This window comes from Paracoccus actinidiae, assembly GCF_030863885.1.
GTDB classification, from domain to species: domain Bacteria; phylum Pseudomonadota; class Alphaproteobacteria; order Rhodobacterales; family Rhodobacteraceae; genus Paracoccus; species Paracoccus everestensis.
Window position 1 is genome coordinate 1874064 of record NZ_CP132956.1, and the last position, 17178, is coordinate 1891241.

13 protein-coding genes and 3 pseudogenes are annotated in these 17178 nt (G+C 65.0%); 10 read left to right on the forward strand and 6 right to left on the reverse strand.

The genetic code is table 11. The annotated features are described in order from the left end of the window. Positions 1 to 364 precede the first annotated feature (364 nt). Positions 365 to 556: a hypothetical protein gene (locus Q5701_RS09395; protein ID WP_306754975.1), complete on the reverse strand. Its 192-nt coding sequence runs from the start codon at positions 554 to 556 to the stop codon at positions 365 to 367. 287 nt (positions 557 to 843) lie between these two features. Between Q5701_RS09395 and Q5701_RS23080 the strand changes: the two are divergent. Beyond that, positions 844 to 1343 (forward strand): annotated as a pseudogene (locus Q5701_RS23080) (transposase family protein); the annotation flags it as partial. Here the strand turns inward: Q5701_RS23080 and Q5701_RS09405 are convergent. Continuing rightward, positions 1334 to 1673, reverse strand: a pseudogene (locus Q5701_RS09405) (transposase); the annotation flags it as partial. The pseudogenes Q5701_RS23080 and Q5701_RS09405 overlap by 10 nt on opposite strands. 157 nt (positions 1674 to 1830) lie before the next feature. On the opposite strand from Q5701_RS09405, the pseudogene Q5701_RS09410 reads away from it, so the two are divergent. Then, positions 1831 to 2597 (forward strand): annotated as a pseudogene (locus Q5701_RS09410) (IS5 family transposase). A gap of 33 nt (positions 2598 to 2630) precedes the next feature. On the opposite strand, the gene Q5701_RS09415 reads toward Q5701_RS09410, so the two are convergent. Then, positions 2631 to 3857 (reverse strand): serine hydrolase domain-containing protein, encoded by a 1227-nt coding sequence (locus Q5701_RS09415; RefSeq protein ID WP_306754976.1) that lies wholly within the window; start codon positions 3855 to 3857, stop codon positions 2631 to 2633. Between the two features lie 153 nt (positions 3858 to 4010). On the opposite strand from Q5701_RS09415, the gene Q5701_RS09420 reads away from it, so the two are divergent. Continuing rightward, a complete protein-coding gene (locus Q5701_RS09420; RefSeq protein ID WP_306754977.1) occupies positions 4011 to 4760 on the forward strand; it encodes an SDR family oxidoreductase in 750 nt (249 codons plus the stop codon). A gap of 90 nt (positions 4761 to 4850) precedes the next feature. On the opposite strand, the gene Q5701_RS09425 is transcribed toward Q5701_RS09420, so the two are convergent. Next, a complete protein-coding gene (locus tag Q5701_RS09425) occupies positions 4851 to 5648 on the reverse strand; it encodes an IclR family transcriptional regulator (protein WP_306755384.1) in 798 nt (265 codons plus the stop codon). A 75-nt stretch (positions 5649 to 5723) separates the two neighbouring features. Here Q5701_RS09425 and Q5701_RS09430 point away from each other — a divergent pair, with 75 nt between their 5' ends. From Q5701_RS09430 to Q5701_RS09460, 7 genes are all read left to right on the forward strand, one after another. After that, entirely contained in the window at positions 5724 to 7262 is a 1539-nt protein-coding gene (locus tag Q5701_RS09430; RefSeq protein ID WP_306754978.1) for a M81 family metallopeptidase, read from the forward strand. Positions 7263 to 7304: 42 nt separating this feature from the next. Then, positions 7305 to 8870, forward strand: a complete 1566-nt coding sequence (locus tag Q5701_RS09435) for an ABC transporter substrate-binding protein (RefSeq protein WP_306754979.1) — start codon at positions 7305 to 7307, stop codon at positions 8868 to 8870. Positions 8871 to 8934: 64 nt separating this feature from the next. Further along, positions 8935 to 9876, forward strand: a complete 942-nt coding sequence (locus tag Q5701_RS09440; protein WP_234853321.1) for an ABC transporter permease — start codon at positions 8935 to 8937, stop codon at positions 9874 to 9876. Then, positions 9876 to 10751, forward strand: a complete 876-nt coding sequence (locus Q5701_RS09445) for an ABC transporter permease (protein ID WP_306754980.1) — start codon at positions 9876 to 9878, stop codon at positions 10749 to 10751. Before Q5701_RS09440 ends, Q5701_RS09445 begins: the two co-directional genes overlap by 1 nt. A gap of 5 nt (positions 10752 to 10756) precedes the next feature. Next, the gene (locus Q5701_RS09450; RefSeq protein WP_306754981.1) at positions 10757 to 12430 is read left to right on the forward strand and encodes an ABC transporter ATP-binding protein; all 1674 of its coding nucleotides are present in this window, start codon (positions 10757 to 10759) and stop codon (positions 12428 to 12430) included. Continuing rightward, positions 12414 to 13589: a M20 aminoacylase family protein gene (locus Q5701_RS09455; RefSeq protein ID WP_306754982.1), complete on the forward strand. Its 1176-nt coding sequence runs from the start codon at positions 12414 to 12416 to the stop codon at positions 13587 to 13589. The genes Q5701_RS09450 and Q5701_RS09455 overlap by 17 nt, the downstream gene beginning before the upstream one ends. Next, positions 13586 to 14716, forward strand: coding sequence for a M20/M25/M40 family metallo-hydrolase (locus tag Q5701_RS09460; protein WP_306754983.1), 1131 nt, complete (start codon positions 13586 to 13588; stop codon positions 14714 to 14716). The genes Q5701_RS09455 and Q5701_RS09460 overlap by 4 nt, the downstream gene beginning before the upstream one ends. 107 nt (positions 14717 to 14823) lie before the next feature. Here the strand turns inward: Q5701_RS09460 and Q5701_RS09465 are convergent, their stop codons facing one another. Together Q5701_RS09465 and Q5701_RS09470 are read right to left on the reverse strand one after the other, a co-directional pair. Further along, positions 14824 to 15981, reverse strand: coding sequence for a CaiB/BaiF CoA transferase family protein (locus Q5701_RS09465; protein WP_306754984.1), 1158 nt, complete (start codon positions 15979 to 15981; stop codon positions 14824 to 14826). Continuing rightward, complete coding sequence (locus Q5701_RS09470; RefSeq protein WP_306754985.1) at positions 15974 to 17173, reverse strand: acyl-CoA dehydrogenase; 1200 nt, start codon at positions 17171 to 17173, stop codon at positions 15974 to 15976. The genes Q5701_RS09465 and Q5701_RS09470 overlap by 8 nt, the downstream gene beginning before the upstream one ends. Between the last annotated feature and the right edge of the window lie 5 nt (positions 17174 to 17178).

The window sequence follows — 17178 nt, forward strand, 5'->3', positions numbered from 1 at the left end:
GGCGACCACAGACAGCGATCACGCCTTCAACATCGCTGGAGTGCCAGCAGTATCGCCCTGCCCCTCCCCGCAGCAGGTGATGTGCTTCGTAGATCCACAGCATCGCGATCTCGAACTTCTTCAGGCGATGGTAGGCGGTAGCCCCGCCTCATGATCCCGTTCTGCTCATCTCGTCTCATATGCTGGCCGTCCCGCCCCTTATCCGCGGCAAAAACGGGTGGTTCGTGCGAGCCGGTTCGGATCTTCCCCCAGACAGCACTCGTGCGGGAAAGATTGTCTCAAGCGGGGGAACTTTGTTCTGGCGGGCGGAGGGGTTGTTGCCGCTTCTCAAACATAACGCGGCAGCGAGTTGGACCTGCCCCTCCTATCGCGTCAAAGTCAACGTGTCGTTTGTTTCGTGGATCTCGCTGACCAACAATGCCGCACTGCTTCCCCAGTCACTATTGAGCCGCTGCACGCTCATGAGGCTGAGATGGTGCTGTCGGTCGACCTGGTAGGCATTGCCGAACAGGAAGGACAGGCCCGTGCGCTGTCTGAAATCCATCTCACCGATCATCGACGCCCTCGAGACCGTGTCTCCCAGAGCGCGTCCCCGGCCTGGACTACGCAGCGTGCAACGCATGCTTGATTCGGCCGCCAATCTCGAAATGCGTCAAGGCCGGTGTGATGGAAAAACCTATGTCTCTCCGCGCGACGAGGCACTGAGGCGCCGATATCCGGAAATCTTCGGGTCCGGCCCCTGGCCTGCCAACTGTCTCATCCCTGAATATCACGTAGACCCTCGCCGATCTGCCTTGTTTATACCAAAGTCGATGCTGCGCGAGGTTCGGACCGGGTAGGAGCATGCTAGTCTCTTTGCAAAAGCAGGCCACCACGACACCGAAGATCCGAGTTGCGATCCATGCGAGCAGTGAACCGGCCAGGCTGGCGGCGGAGCGCCACGGATCTGCGAGCAGACCGTCTGGACGTGGCGCAAGCGGCGCGACGTCCAAGACCGGATCCACACGCCGCACGGTTGCAAACGAAGCTGACGCCTGCGCAAGGCAGGCCGTTGCGGTGGCGGTGCGCAGGCGCTTCTGCTGTCGCTCGACGATCTGCTCGCCGTGGTGCGCAAGTTCCTCAACCCGAACGCCTCCCGCTCGGGTCTTGACCGCTGCCTGCGGCGCCATGGCGTGGGAAATCTGCAGGCGCTGAAGAACCGAGAGCCGAAGCCCCCGCAGGGCACCTTCAAGGCCTGCGCACCCCGACACCTTCCCATCGACGTGAAATACCTGCCCCCGATGGCCGACAAGGACCGCCGCCGCTGCTTCTTCGTGGCCATCGACCATGCCACCTTTGTGCGACCGATCTGGCGAGCGCGCCTCCTCTTTTGAGGATGCCGTGCGGTGGGCCTTGAGAGGCGTCGCATCGATTATGATTGTCCTGGGCGCCGGACCCTTCGCCCGCCAAGCCTACCATGATCCGGGCGAAGACTCCGTTATGGCTCCAGCGCTTGCCGCTTGGACGGTCCATGTTCCTTCGGAGCATCGCACCACCATAGTCCATTGTGATCGATGAAGATCATGCCGCCTGGCACCCGCAGATCATCGACGCGCGGACGACCATGGCTCTTCGGGAAAGAAGGGGCAAATGCGCGCCCTCTGCGCGTCCGCCAGCCAGAACAAGCTGCTCATCGATCAGGTCTCCTTGCGGGGCCTGAACCAGGCCAAAGACGGGAAATTGATGGGTCTGGAGGTTAAGCACATTGTAAGGAGAAGGGTCAGGTTCAGTTGATCTGCTCGGGCGCGGTTGGCCCGCATGACGCAAGCTCGCGGACTGACGGGGTTTATGATGAGCAACTTGTTGTGGCTGGCGGACGCGCAGATGGAGCGATTGCGGCCGTTCTTCCCGAGGAGTCGTGGCAAACCTGGGGTCGATGACCGGCCCGTTCTAAGCGGCATAATTTTCGTCAGTCGCAACGGCTTGCGATGGTGCGATGCCCGCCCGAGTATGGGCCGCCGAAGACGCTCTACAACCGCTGGATCCGCTGGAGCCGGATGGGGGTCTTCGCCCGGATCATGGAGGGGCTGGCCTCCGGCGGCGGCGGGGGAAAGGTCGCGATGATCGACGCGACGTGTCTGAAGGCGCAGCGCACGGCTTCGAATCTGCGGGTCAAAATGGGGAACCCGACGACAAACGCGGACGTCTGATCGGGTGCACCAAGGGCGGACTGAACACCAAGCTGCAGACAGTGACGGATGCCATCGGCCGTCCCACCCGCTTCTTTATGACCGCAGGCCAGGTCAGCGACCACATGGGCGCGGCGGCCGTGCTGGGCAGCATGCCGAGTGAAGAATGGTTGATCGCCGACGGTGGCTATGACGCGGGACTGGTTCCGGGATGCGTTGAAAGACAAAGGGATAAGCCCCTGCATCCTTGGCCGGAAGTCTCGTGGCAAGGCCATCCGCTACGTCAAACGCCGCTACAAACGCCGCAACCGGATCGAGATCATGTTTGGCAGGCTCAAGGACTGGCACTGGATCGCAACCCGCTACGACAGATCCCCCAAGATCTTCCTCTTCGCCATCGTCCTCACAACCGTCATGCTCTGGCTTTGACGAACGATGAGTTTGGACCATAGGCCATTGGCATTACTTCAACGCCTCGGCAACTGCATCAAAGAATACAAGCGGATCTATTGGTTCTTTCCCGACTGGTTTGGGCTGGGACATATGCGTGGCAATGACGATGTTCTTTGCCGGGTTGATGTAGATGTTCTGGCCCTGGATGCCGATCGCCGCAAACGCCTTGTCGGCGATGGACGGTTCGGTCCACCCAGGCCACCACATCAGGCCGTATTCGATCACGCTGCCATCCTTCAGCTTTTGCGGCTGGCCGGCCTGTTCCGTCCATCCGTCGGGCAGAACTGGCGTGCCGTCAATGACGCCGCCTTCCAGAAAGAACTGACCAAAGCGCGCGAAATCGCGCAACGTGGCCGACAGGCCGCTGCCCCCGATCTCTACCCCGTCAGGGGAATCCAACCACCAGTTTGCGTCCGCTTCCATCCCATAGGGCTGCCAGATCTTTTCGGACAGATAGTCGGCCAAGGGCTTGCCCACGGCGCCCCGGACGATCTCTCCCAGAACCTGCGTCTCTCCTGTGGAATAAGTGTGGACCGTGCCTGGCTCGGCGGCGCGTGGCAGAGCCGCCATCACCTTCATCGCCGCGCCCGGTTCCTGCGCGATCTGTGCGCGCAGAAGGTTCCTGCGGTCCGAGTCGGGATCGGTATAGGTCTCGTTCCATTGCACGCCCGAGGCCATCAGCAAGATGTCATGGATGCTGACACCATCATAGGCGCTGCCCTTCAGGCTGGGCACATAATCGACCACCATGTCGTTGAGGCTGCCGATATGCCCGTCCCTGATCGCCGCGCCGACCAGCGTCGAGGTGATGGACTTGGCGACCGACATCGACATCCACCGGGTATCAGCCGTATTGCCGCGCTGATAAGTTTCGTAAACGACCGCGCCGTCCTTCAGCACGATCAGCCCGATCACGTTGTCGAGGGCCAAGAAGTCGTAAAGGTCATAGGTCACGCCGTCGATGTCGAAGGACACCATGGCCGCAAGATCCTGTGGTGCCCGGGGAAGGTCGCGTGGCGTGTCACCCGCTTCGATGGTGCGCACCGGGAACAGGCGGTCGATGTTGCGGAAGGTACTGACCGCCAGGTCAGGCGTCAGGTGCCCGTCATAGATCTGCTCGACGGTGCCGATGGGTTCGCTGGCGTGGGGATAATCCTGTGCGGTTGCGGTTGCTGTCCATGCCAGGCTCAGTGCCGTTGCCGCCAGCAGTGTCCGTGTCGCTCCCAATCGGCGCATTCCAGCCTCCCCCTCATGTTTTCAGGATCGTTGTCCAAATCTGCAGATTATGCAATGGACGGGGAACTTTGGTCCACAAATCGTCTGAGTGACTTTGTTGAGGTTCAGGGCGATAAGGCATCGGATCCCGGCACGCCTTCAAAGGAGGATAGGATGGTCAATCTTGATGGCAAGGTGGTTCTCGTCACCGGGGCAAGCCGCGGCATCGGCGCCGCTTCGGCGCGTGCTTTCGCAAAGGCGGGCGCCTTGGTGGGGGTTATGGCCCGGAGCAGAGCTAGGGTGGATGAACTTGCGGCCGAGATCGGTGGCCTCGCCCTGTCCGGCGATGTCGCACAGGCTGCGGACATGGTGGGCGTGGTGGCCAGGATGTGTGACCGTTTCGGGCGGCTCGACGTGCTTGTGAACAATGCCGGTGTGATCGGACCCATCGCGGGAATTGCGGCTGCTGATGTGGAGGAATGGGGACAGGCCATCGACATCAATCTGAAGGGAGTCTTTCATGGGATGCGTGCCGCCCTTCCGGTAATGCTCGCCCAGGGGGGTGGGACGATCCTGACCGTCGGGTCGGGCGCGGCCCACGCCCCCCAGCAAGGCTGGAGCGCGTATTGCGCAAGCAAGGCCGGAGCCTGGATGCTGAACCGCGCGCTGGATCACGAGGCGCGCGGCGAGGGCATCCGGGCCATCAGCCTGTCGCCCGGGACCGTGGCGACGGATATGCAGGACAGCATCCGGAAAAGCGGGATCAACCCGGTCAGCCAACTTGACTGGTCGGTGCATATCCCGCCCGAATGGCCCGCCCGGGCGCTTGTGTGGCTGTGCGGCCCGGACGGGGACGAGTTTCTGGGGGCAGAGGTTTCGCTCAGGGACGAAGAGGTTCGCAGGCGCGTTGGGCTTGTCGCGTGACGGGGTTCCTGTCCCCGAATTTGGGCGGCCACTGGGGAACCGGTAACGCGGTCCTGGGCGGCATGACGGGAACCGCCGTTGGCGAAATCGTCAGTTGGACAGGATACTGCGGACGGCCTCGGCCGCCAGGGGGGCAACACGTCGGCGGAAATCTTCCGGCGCCCATTCCGAAAGCGACGCCGCAATGTGGATCGCCGCAATCGGTCGTCCGTCTGCGTCAGGAATAGCCACGCCGAGGGCCACCTCTCCCATCAGGATTTGTTCGACTGCTAACGCGTGACCATTCGCGCGGGCCAAGGCGATCTGCTCCCAAATCGCGGACGGGTCGGTAAGGGTCCGCGGCGTGATCTGCGGGATTTGCTGCCCTTCCAGGATCTTGTTCACTTCATCATCGGGCAGCATCGCCATGACGGCCCAACCGCCTGATGTGCAGGCCGTGGGGACGCTGTTGCCCACCAATGTGGCAAAGAAGGTCTCTCGCTTGCTTTGCATCCGGGCGGCATAGACCATCCGTCGCCCGTCAAACAACGACAGGTCCACCCGTTCCCGGACATTGCGGCGCAGTTCCAGAAGCACGGGACTGGCGCGACGGACCAGCGGGTTCAGCCGCAGATAGTCATGTGTCAGATCCAGGATCTGCAGGTCGAGGCGAAAACCGCGCCCGTCCTCGGACAAGGTCAGATAGCCCAGCTTGCGAAAGGTATGGACCAGGCGCTGCGCTGCGCTGCGTGTCAGTCCGGCCCTGGCAGCGATCTGCGCCAACGACAGCGGCCCGTCGGCTTCGCGGAATGCCTCGAGAACGCTCATCCCGCGTGCAAGGGATTGAATAAAAAGGGAATCCTCTGGGTTCGACAGGGACGCAGCCGGGTTTTCCTGCACCATGCGCATCTCCGACGTTGACATGATGAAAATTCACTAACTAAACTCATCATGCAATGCAGTCGTATCGGATCGCAATACAGAATGCCGGCAATCCCCAATCAAGATCAAGCGCCGCGCGTCGCCCTTGCCGGTTTTGTCCATGAAAGCAATTCCTTTGCCCCCAGCCCGGCCGACATGGCAGCCTTCGAACAAGGCGGCGGCTATCTGCCGCTAAGCCGCGGCACGCAGATCCTGGAACGCGCGCGGCAGGTCAACCTGCCGGTCGCTGGTGCGATCGACCATGCCGAACGCCATGGCTGGCATCTGCTGCCGCTGACCTGGGCAGGGGCCGTGCCATCGGCCCCGGTGACCGCCGCCTGCTATCGAGCCATCTGCGATGAGATCGTCGAGGGTCTGCGCCGGGTGCTGCCCGTCGATGGAGTGTTCCTGGACCTGCACGGGGCCATGGTGGCCGAGGGTGCGCCCGATGGCGAGGGGCCGCTGATCGCCCGCGTGCGCGAGGTCGTGGGGCTGGATGTGCCCATCGTCGCGGCGCTTGATCTGCATGGCAATATCAGCGCGCAGATGGTGGATGGGGCTGACCGCCTGGTGGGGTTCCGCACCTATCCGCACGTGGACATGGCCCTGACCGGGCAGAGGGCGGCAGAGGAACTGGGCGGGCTGATGCGGGGCCGCGCGAACTTCAAGGCGTTCCGGCAGCTGGATTTCCTGATCCCGATCGCCTGGCAATCCACCATGGGCCAGCCGGCGGCCGGGCTTTACGACCTGGTGGCGGAACATGACGCCCAAGGCCTCCGCGCGTCGTTCTTCATGGGCTTTCCTGCGGCGGATTTCGTGGATTGCCGCCCCTCGGTCCTGGCCTATGCGGAAAGCCAGGAACAGGCCGACGCCGCCGCGGACCGAATCGCCCAGGCCGTCCGCGACGCCGAACCGGCCTTCCAAGGTCGCTTCTTCCTGCCTGACACCGGCGTGGCAGAGGCGCAGCGCCTTGCCGCCACGGCCACGGCCACGCGTCCCGTCGTCATCGCCGACACCCAGGACAACCCCGGCGCGGGGGGCGATTCCGACACGACGGGGATGTTGCGGGCGCTGATCCAGGCGGGTGCCCAACAAGCAGCCATCGGGCTGATCACCGATCCCGGGGCTGCGGCCGCAGCCCATGCGGCGGGCATGGGCGCCCGGATCCAGATCGCCCTGGGCGGCAAGTCCGGGATCCAGGGCGATTCCCCCTATGCCGCCACCTTCGAGGTGGAAGCCCTGTCCGACGGCCGCTGCCATGCGACGGGTGCTTATTATGGCGGCGCGCATCTGCAGCTTGGCCCCTCGGCCTGCCTGCGCATCGGCGGCGTCCGCGTGGCCGTGGCATCCGAAAAGGCCCAGATGGCCGACCGGGAGATGTTCCGATTTCTGGGGATCGAGCCGGAGGCCCAGGCCATCCTGGTGGTCAAAAGCTCGAACCACTTCCGCGCCGATTTCGCGCCCATCGCCGAAGCCATCCTGACCTGCGCCGCGCCCGGCCCCATGCCCATCAGCCCCGCCGGCCTGCCCTTCCGCCACCTGCATCCCGGCATCAGGCTGGAGCCGGGCGGCCCGCCCTTCATCCCACCCGCCCAAGGCTGACGCCAAGATCGGCCCGCGATATCGTTCAACAGAGAGGATCTCATGTTCAACCGACTGACAGCCACGCTTCTGGCCTCGACCATGCTGACCGGCGCGGCCTGGGCCGAAACCACGGTCAAGGCCGTGATGCATTCGGGACTGCGCGTCCTGGACCCGGTCATCACCACGGCCCATATCACGCGCAACCACGCCTACATGATCTATGACGTGCTGATCGCGCAGGACAGCCAATACCAGCCGCAGCCGCAGATGGCCGACTGGACCGTGTCCGACGACCAACTGACCTATACTTTCACCCTGCGCGACGGGTTGACCTTCCATGACGGCGCCCCCGTGACTGCCGCCGATGCAGTGGCCTCGCTGAAACGCTGGGGGCTGAAGGACGCGGGTGGCCAGGTCGTCATGGACCGCACAGCCAGCCTGGAAGCCACGGACGACAAGACCATCACCTGGACCCTGACGGAACCCTTCGTGCCGATGCTGGACATCCTGTCCAAGCAGTCTGCGCTGCCGCCCTTCATCATGCCCGCCCGCGTGGCCGAAACCTCGGCCGACGAGGCGATCACGGATTACACCGGGTCCGGCCCCTTCCGCTTTGTCGAGGCCGAGTTCCAGCCGGGCCTGACCGTCGTTTACGAGAAGTTCGACGAATATGTCCCGCGCGATGAACCCGCGGACTGGATGGCGGGCGGCAAGGTCGTCAACGTCGATCGCGTCGAATGGGTAAATATGCCCGACATCCAGACCGCCGTGAACGCGCTCTCGGGCGGAGAGATCGACTATATCGAGCAGATGCAGGTCGATCTGCTGCCGCTGCTGGAAGGCGATCCGAACATCGTCGTGGAAAAGCGCGAACCGACCGGGATGCAGACGATGGTACGGATGAACTTCCTCCATCCGCCTTTCGACAACCAGCAGATCCGCCAGGCGGCGCTGAAGGCGATCCAGCAGGAACCCGTTCTGGCGGCGATGGTCGGCAATCCCGAATATTACCAGGTTTGCGGCGCCCTCATGGGCTGCGGCACCCCCTTGGGCAGCGAGGTCGGCACCGAGACGCTGACGGCGGGCGGCGGGGTCGAAGAGGCCAAGGCGCTGCTGCAGGAAGCGGGCTATGACAATACGCCGGTCGTGCTGATGGCCCCCACCGACATGGTGGCCCTGGCCACGCAGCCGGTCGTGGTGTCCCAGGCCCTGCGCGAGGCGGGGTTCAACGTCGAACTGCAACCGATGGACTGGCAGACCCTGGTCACGCGCCGCGCCAGCCAGTCGGCCCCGGCGGAAGGCGGGTGGAACATCTTCATCACCAACTGGATGGTGCCGGAAATCTCGAACCCGATATCGAACCCGATGCTGAACGGGCGCGGCAATGATGCCTGGTTCGGCTGGCCCACCGACGAGAAGGTCGAGGAGCTGAAGGAGAAGTTCATCGACGCGGCCGATGCCGAAGCCCAGAAGGCCGTGGCCGAGGAAATCCAGGCCCATGCGATGGACAACGGCCTGTTGATCCCGCTGGGCCAGTACACCCTGCCCCAGGCACGCCGCGCCGGGATCACCGAGATGATCAACTCGCCCGTGCCGGTGTTCTGGAACCTCCAGAAGGCCGAGTGATCGCCTGCGGGGGGCGGTGCCACGGCGCTGCCCCTGACCTGCCCGTCCGATCCGAGGAAACCTGATGCTGGGTTACATCCTGCGGCGCATCCTGGCCGTCATTCCGGTGATGCTTCTGGTCGCCGTCTTCGTCTTCCTGCTGCTGCGCCTGACGCCGGGTGATCCGGCCGCGATCATCGCGGGCGACATGGCGACGCCCGCGCAGCTTGAACGCATCCGCGAGGCGATGGGCCTGAACCAGCCCCTGCACATCCAGTTCGTCACCTGGGTGGGGCGGCTTCTGCAGGGGGACCTGGGCGTCTCGCTGATCTCGAACACGCCGGTGTCGGCGATGATCGCGGACCGGATCGGGCCGACCTTTGCCATCGCGATCCTGACGATCTTGATGTCGGTGGCCATGGCCGTGCCGATGGGGGTGCTGGCCGCCTGGAAGCATCGCAGCGCCGCGGATTATGCCGTGATGACCTTTTCGGTCCTGGGATTTTCGGTCCCGGTCTTCGTGATCGGCTATATTTTCATCCTGATCTTCTCGCTCAAGTTGGGCTGGTTCCCGGTCCAGGGCTATACGCCGATCGGCAGCGGTCTGGGCGCGTTCCTGTCCAACGCCTTCCTGCCCGCGCTGACGCTCAGCACCATCTATATCGCGCTGATCGCGCGCATGACGCGGGCCAATATGCTGGAGGTGCTGGGCGAGGATTACATCCGCACCGCCCGCGCCAAGGGCGCGCCCGAACGCACCGTCCTGTTCCGCCACGCGCTGAAAAATGCCGCCGTGCCGATCCTGACAGTGATCGGGTCTGGCTTCGCGCTGCTGATCGGGGGCGTGGTGGTGACGGAAACCGTGTTCAACATCCCGGGCATCGGGCGGCTGACGGTCGATGCAATCCTGGCTCGCGACTATCCGGTGATCCAGGCCATGATCCTGCTGACCAGCTTTCTGTATGTGCTGGTGAACCTGCTGATCGACCTCAGCTACAGCTTCTTTGACCCGAGGATTCGTTACTGATGGCCCCCATTCCGCCGCCGACCTCTGCCATGCAGCCGGTTCTTCGCGCGCTGCGGCTGCCGCAGTTCGGGTGGGGCAGCAAGATCGCCGCCGTGGTGCTGGCCGTCATCGTGGTGCTGACGCTGCTGGCGCAGTGGATCGCGCCGCATGATCCCCTGGCGATGAACCCGATGGTGCGCCTGAAAGGCCCGATCGAGGGACACCCGCTTGGCACCGACAATTTCGGCCGCGACATCTTCAGCCGGGTGCTGATCGGGGGCCAGTTGTCCCTGATCATCGGTCTTGCCACCGCTGTCGTGTCGGTCCTGCTGGGGCTGGTGATCGGCATGGTCGCGGGATTCTTCCGCACCGCCGATGCGATCATCATGCGGATGATGGACGCGCTGATGGCGATCCCGTCGATCCTGCTGGCCATCGCACTGGTGGCGCTGAACGGTCCATCCGTGGGGTCGGTCATCGCCGCGATCACCATCCCCGAAATCCCGCGCGTCGTCCGGCTGGTCCGCGCGGTCGTTCTGGCCGCGCGCGAGGAACCCTATGTCGAGGCCGCAATAGCCCTTGGCACGTCCATGCCGAAAATCCTGGTCCGGCATCTGGTCCCGAACACGCTGGCGCCCCTGATCGTGCAGGGCACCTATATCCTGGCATCCGCCATCCTGACCGAGGCGATCCTGTCCTTTCTGGGCGCGGGCGTCAGCACCGAAACCCCCACCTGGGGCAACATCATGGCCGAGGGGCGGATGTTCTTTCGCATCAAGCCGGAACTGATCCTTTATCCCGGCCTCGCGCTGTCGCTGTGCATCCTGTCGATTAACCTGCTGGGCGATGCCGCGCGCGACATGCTGGACCCGCGACTGAAGAAACGGGCGGGGTAAGGCCGATGCTGTTCAAGACACGCAACTTCGACACGGCGCCCGTCGCGCTGGAAGCCCGCAATCTGACCGTCAGCCTGCCGGAAACGCCGGGCAACCCGCAGGTTCTCAAGGGCATCGACGTGACGATCCGGCAGGGCGAAACCGTCTGCCTGGTGGGCGAATCCGGGTCGGGCAAATCCGTGACCTCGCTGGCGATCATGGGCCTTCTGCCCGAGGCGCTGAAGGTCGCGACGGGCACGATCGCGCTGGAGGGCCGCGACCTGCTGCCGCTGAGCCAGGCGCAGATGCGCCAGCTTCGCGCCGCCCGCGTCGCCATGATCTTTCAGGAACCGATGACGGCGCTGAACCCGGTCCTGCGGGTCGGCGACCAGATCATGGAGGTGATGGAGCTTCACACCAGCCTGCCGGTGGCCGAACGCCGCGCCCGCGCCCGCGCGATCATGGAACAGGTGCATCTGCCCGACGTGGACCGCATCTTCCGGTCCTATCCGCACCAGCTTTCGGGCGGGCAGCGCCAGCGGATCATGATCGCCATGGCCCTGGTGCTGGAACCCGTGCTGCTGATCGCGGACGAGCCGACCACGGCCCTTGACGTGACCACGCAGAAACAGATCCTGCTGCTGATCGACGAATTGCAGGAAAAGCACGGCACGGCGGTGCTGTTCATCACCCATGACATGGGCGTCGTGGCCGAGATCGCGGACACGGTCTATGTGATGAAGCACGGCGAGATCGTCGAACATGGCGCCGTCGAGGCTCTGCTGCGCCATCCCCAGGCCGATTACACCCGCAAGCTGCTGTCGGCGGTGCCCAGCCTGTCGCCCCGCCCCGCGCGCGCCCTTTCTGATGACGCCGTGCTGCGGGTCGATGCGCTGAACAAGGTTTATGGCGGCGGCGGCATCCTGAAGAAGCTGCCGCAGGCCCATGCCGCGAAGGACGTCGCCTTTACCCTGACGCGCGGGCGCACCCTTGGGATCGTGGGCGAATCCGGGTCGGGCAAGTCCACGGTCGCGCGCTGCATCATGCGGCTGATCGACCCGACCTCGGGGCGGATCATGCTGGACGGCACCGACATCGCGAACCTGTCGCGCGGCGCTCTGCGCCCGCACCGGCAAAAGCTGCAGGTTGTGTTTCAGGATCCGATGCGGTCGCTAAACCCCCGTTGGACCATCGCAGAAAGCCTGATCGAAGGCCCGCTGAACTATGGCACGCCGCGCCGCGAGGCCCTGGCCGAGGCCGCGCGCCTGATGCGCGTCGTGGGCCTGCCCGAGGATGCCTTGGCACGCTATCCCCACCAGTTTTCCGGCGGTCAGCGCCAGCGGATCGCCATCGCGCGGGCCGTGATGATGCGCCCCGACGTGCTGGTCGCAGACGAGGCGGTGTCGGCGCTGGATGTATCCGTGCAGGCACAGGTGCTGGATCTCCTGGACCAGTTGCAGCGCGACCTGGGCATCGGCATCGTCTTCATCACGCATGACCTGCGGGTTGCCGCCCAGATCTGTGACGAGGTGATCGTGATGCAGCGCGGCGTCGTTGTCGAACACGGCCCCGCCGCCGAAGTGCTGGCCGCGCCCGCCCATGCCTATACCCGCGCCCTGATCGATGCCGCCCCCGGCCGATCCTGGGATTTCCACAATTTCCGCGAGATGCCGAAGGTGAACCATGCCCAACCTGCCTGAGATCGACGCCGCCGCCCCGGACCTGGAAGCGGTCTTCCGCGACCTGCACGCCAATCCCGAAATCGGGTTCGAGGAAGTGCGCACTGCGGGCATCGTTGCGGCCAAGCTGCGCGAATACGGCCTGGACGAGGTGCATGAAGGCATCGGCAGGACGGGCGTCGTGGGCCTGTTGCGCGGGCGCGGCCAGGGCAACCGCCGCGTGGGCCTGCGCGCGGACATGGACGCCCTGCCGATCCAGGAAGCCAGCGGCCTGGACTATGCCTCGCGCAATGCAGACCGGATGCACGCCTGCGGCCATGACGGCCACACGACGATGCTGCTGGGCGCCGCGAAATACCTGGCCGCCAGCCGCAATTTCGACGGCACCGCCGTGTTCATCTTCCAGCCGGCCGAGGAAGGTCTGGGCGGCGCGCGCGGCATGATCGCGGACGGGTTGTTCCAGCGTTTCCCGGTGGACGAGGTTTACGGAATGCACAATCAGCCCAACGGGAAGCCGGGCCAGGCCACGATCTGCAGGGGGGCGGCCATGGCGGGCGCGTCCTTCTTTGACATCACCGTCAGCGGCAAGGGCAGCCACGCCGCCATGCCGCAGCAGTCGCGCGACGCCCTTGTGGTGGCCTCAAGCCTGGTCGGCCAGTTCCAGACCATCCTGGGTCGCAACGTCGATCCCCTGGACAAGGCCGTCCTGTCCGTGACCCAGATTCACGCGGGCAGCGCCTATAATGTCGTGCCGGAAACGGCCACGCTGGCCGGAACGATCCGCTTCTTCCGGCCCGAGGTGCGCGACCTGATGCAGGCCCGGATGCGCGACATCTGCGAGGGCATGGGCAAGGCCCATGGTGTCACCGTGACCGTGGATTTTCGCGAGATCTTCGACGTGCTGCTGAACGATCCCGACCTGACGGATGCCTGGGCGCAGGCCGCAGCCGATGTCGTGGGCGAACAGCAGGTCGATACCGACAGCGCGCCCTTTACCGGGTCCGAGGATTTCGCCGACATGCTGCACACGGTGCCCGGCGCCTATGGCAACCTCGGCCATGCCGGAACGGTCCCGCTGCACAATCCCGGCTTCGTGCTGGATCCGGCCATCCTGCCGGTCGGTGCCTCGATCTATGCCCGGTTGATCGAACGCCGCCTACCGCTGGGGAACGCTGCATGAACGCGCTGGATCTGCCCTTCGACGCCGACGAAATGCTGGAAGGCCTGCGCCCCTGGGTCGAATGCGAAAGCCCCACCTGGGACGCAGCCGCCGTCAGCCGGATGATGGATCTGGCCGCGGGTGATCTTGCGGCCATCGGCGCCACGGTCGAGACGATCCCCGGCACCAAGGGTTTCGGCACGTCGATCCGCGCGACCTTCCCCCATCCCGACCAGGGCAAGCCGGGCATCCTCGTGTCCGGCCACATGGATACGGTCCATCCTATCGGTACGCTGGACGCCCTGCCCTTCCGCCGCGAGGGCGGCTTGGCCTATGGACCCGGCATCATGGACATGAAGGGCGGCAACTATGTCTTCTTGGAAGCCATGCGCCAGATCCGCAAAGCCGGCCTGACCACGCCGCTGCCGGTCACCTTCCTGTTCACCCCGGACGAGGAGGTCGGCACCCCCGCCACCCGTGGGTTGATCGAGGATGCGGCGCGGGGTCAGCGCGCGGTGCTGGTGCCGGAACCCGCATCCCCCGACGGTGGCGCGGTCACCGGCCGCTATGCCATCGCGCGCTTCGACCTGCTGACGCAGGGCCGGCCCAGCCACGCAGGTTGGGCGCTGAAAGACGGACGTTCCGCCATCGCGGCAATGGCAAAACGGATCCTGCAGATCGAGGCGATGACGACCGACGACTGCACCTTCTCGGTCGGTGTGATCCATGCCGGGCAGTGGGTGAACTGCGTGTCATCGTCCTGCCGGGCCGAGGTCCTCAGCATGGCCAAGACGCAAGAGGATCTTGACCGTGGCGTGGCCGCCATGCTTGCCCTTCAAGGAGAGGAGGATGGGGTCGAATTCATCGTGACCCGCGGCGTCACCCGCCCCGTGTGGGAGCCGCAGCCGGGCACGATGGCGCTCTATGACCTGGCGCGGCAGGTGTCGTCCCGGATCGGCTTCGATCTTGCCGCAGGCAGTGCCGGCGGCGGCTCGGACGGGAACTTCACGGGCGCCATGGGCGTGCCCACGCTGGACTCGATCGGCGTTCGCGGCAAAGGGCTGCACACCCTGAACGAGCATATCGAGATTGCAAGCTTGCCGGAACGCGCAAGACTGGCGGCAGGACTGCTGACCCTGATCGAATGAACGATTCCAGCTGGCCGAGGTCGGTCACCTGGAGATCATATCCAGCCGGGGCATGGGCGATGCCGTCGCCCATCTGCCCGCCAAGGTGATCCCCACTGTTTGAACCGTCATTGCCCGGGATCCTTTCCGAACCCCCATTCCCCTTCCCCAAGCGCGGGGGCGGCGCGACTGTGATCGAGGGTGTTTCGGCCAAAGCGGATAGGCGTGCGCAGGCCCGGGATACCTTCGGGCGCGATCTGCAAGCCCCGGGCGGCGATCTGGGGTTCCGACAACGCCTCGGCCACGTCGTTGACCGGGCCTGCGGGAACACCCGCCGCTTCCATCGCGGCGATCAGGCTGGCGCGGGTCTGCCGAGCGGTGGCGGCAGCCAGCACCGGCACCAGCCGGTCGCGATGGGCCACGCGGGCGGGGTTGGTGGCAAAGTCGGGATCGGCGGGCAAATCGGGCAGATCCAGCACGCGGCACAGCGCCGCAAATTGCCGGTCATTGCCGCAGGCCACGATCAGGTGGCCGTCGGATGCCGGGAACAGTTGATAGGGCACGATGTTGGGATGGGCATTGCCCAGCCGGTGCGGCACCGTGCCGCCCAGGAGGTAATTCGTGGCCTGGTTGGCCAGCACCGCCACCCCGCAATCCAAGAGCGACAGGTCCAGATGCTGCCCGCGCCCGGACCGCTGCCGTTCCGCAAGCGCCGCCTGCACCGCGATCACCCCGTAAAGCCCGGTGAAGATGTCGATCCAGGCCACGCCGACCTTCTGCGGCTCTCCGTCAGGGGCACCGGTCAGGTCCATGATCCCCGACATCCCCTGGATCAGGAAGTCGTATCCCGGCTGGGTCGCGCGTGGCCCGTCCTGCCCGAAGCCCGTGATCGAGGCGTACACCAGTCCCGGATTGCGCGCCGACAACGCGTCGTAATCCAATCCAAAGCGGGCCAGCCCGCCGACCTTGAAGTTTTCCACCACCACATCGGCTTCGTCGATCAGCGCGCGCAGCCGGTCCAGCTCGCCCGCGTCGTTGAAGTCGCAGACCACGGAAGTCTTGCCCCGGTTCGCGGCGTGGAAATAGGCGGCGACCTTTTCCGTCGTTCCGTCGGCGCGGGGCCGGTCGATAAAGGGCGGACCCCAGCGGCGGGTGTCGTCGCCTTCGGGCGCCTCGACCTTGATGACCTCGGCCCCCAGATCGGCCAGCGTCTGGCCGATCCACGGCCCGGCCAGGATCCGGGCCAGTTCGACGACCCGCAGGCCCTTCAGCGGCGCATCAGCCAAAGGCCTGGATCCCTGTCTGCGCACGCCCCAGGATCAGCGCGTGGACATCATGCGTGCCTTCATAGGTGTTCACGGTTTCCAGGTTCTGGGCATGGCGAATCACGTGGTATTCGCTGGAAATGCCGTTGCCGCCGTGCATGTCACGGGCCATGCGCGCGATATCCAGCGCCTTGCCGCAGTTGTTGCGCTTGACGATGGAAATCATCTCGGGCGCGAAGCGGCCTTCGTCGAACAGACGGCCCACCCGCAAGGACGCCTGCAGGCCCAGGGCGATTTCCGTCTGCATATCGGCCAGCTTCTTCTGGAACAACTGGGTCGCGGCCAAGGGACGGTTGAACTGGTGGCGGTCCAGCCCATACTGGCGGGCGCGGAACCAGCAATCCTCGGCGGCCCCCATTGCGCCCCAGGAAATGCCATAGCGGGCGCGGTTGAGGCAGCCGAACGGCCCGCCCATGCCTTCGATGTTGGGCAGCAGCGCGTCCTCGCCCACCTCGACATCCTCCATCACGATCTCGCCGGTGACAGATGCGCGGAGCGACAGCTTGCCCTCGATCTTGGGGGCGGAAAGGCCCTTCATGCCCTTTTCCAGCACGAAGCCGCGCACCTTGCCGCCATGCGCGTCGGATTTGGCCCAGACCACGAAGACATCGGCGATGGGGCTGTTGGAAATCCACATCTTGGCGCCGTTCAGGACATAGGCGCCCTCGGTCTTCTTGGCGCGGGTCTTCATGCCGGCAGGGTCCGACCCGGCATCCGGTTCGGTCAATCCGAAGCAGCCGATATATTCCCCGCTGGCGAGTTTCGGCAGGTATTTCTGCTTCTGCTCCTCACTGCCATAGGCTTCGATCGGAAACATCACCAGCGAGCTTTGCACCGAGGCCATGCTGCGGTATCCGCTGTCGATCCGCTCGATCTCTCGCGCGACCAGGCCGTAAGCCACATAAGACGCACCCACGCCGCCATAGGCATCGTCCACCGTCACGCCCAGCAGGCCGGCCGCCCCCATCTCGCGAAAGATCTCGGGGTCGGTCGTCTCGTTCAGATAGGCGTCGGTGACCCGCGGGGCCAGCCGGTCGGCCGCGAATGCCGCCGCGCTGTCGCGGATCATCCGCTCTTCTTCGCTCAACTGGTCGTTCAGAAGGAACGGGTCTGCCCAGTCGAACGCCGCGCCTTTGTGGGATTTGGTGGACATCGGAA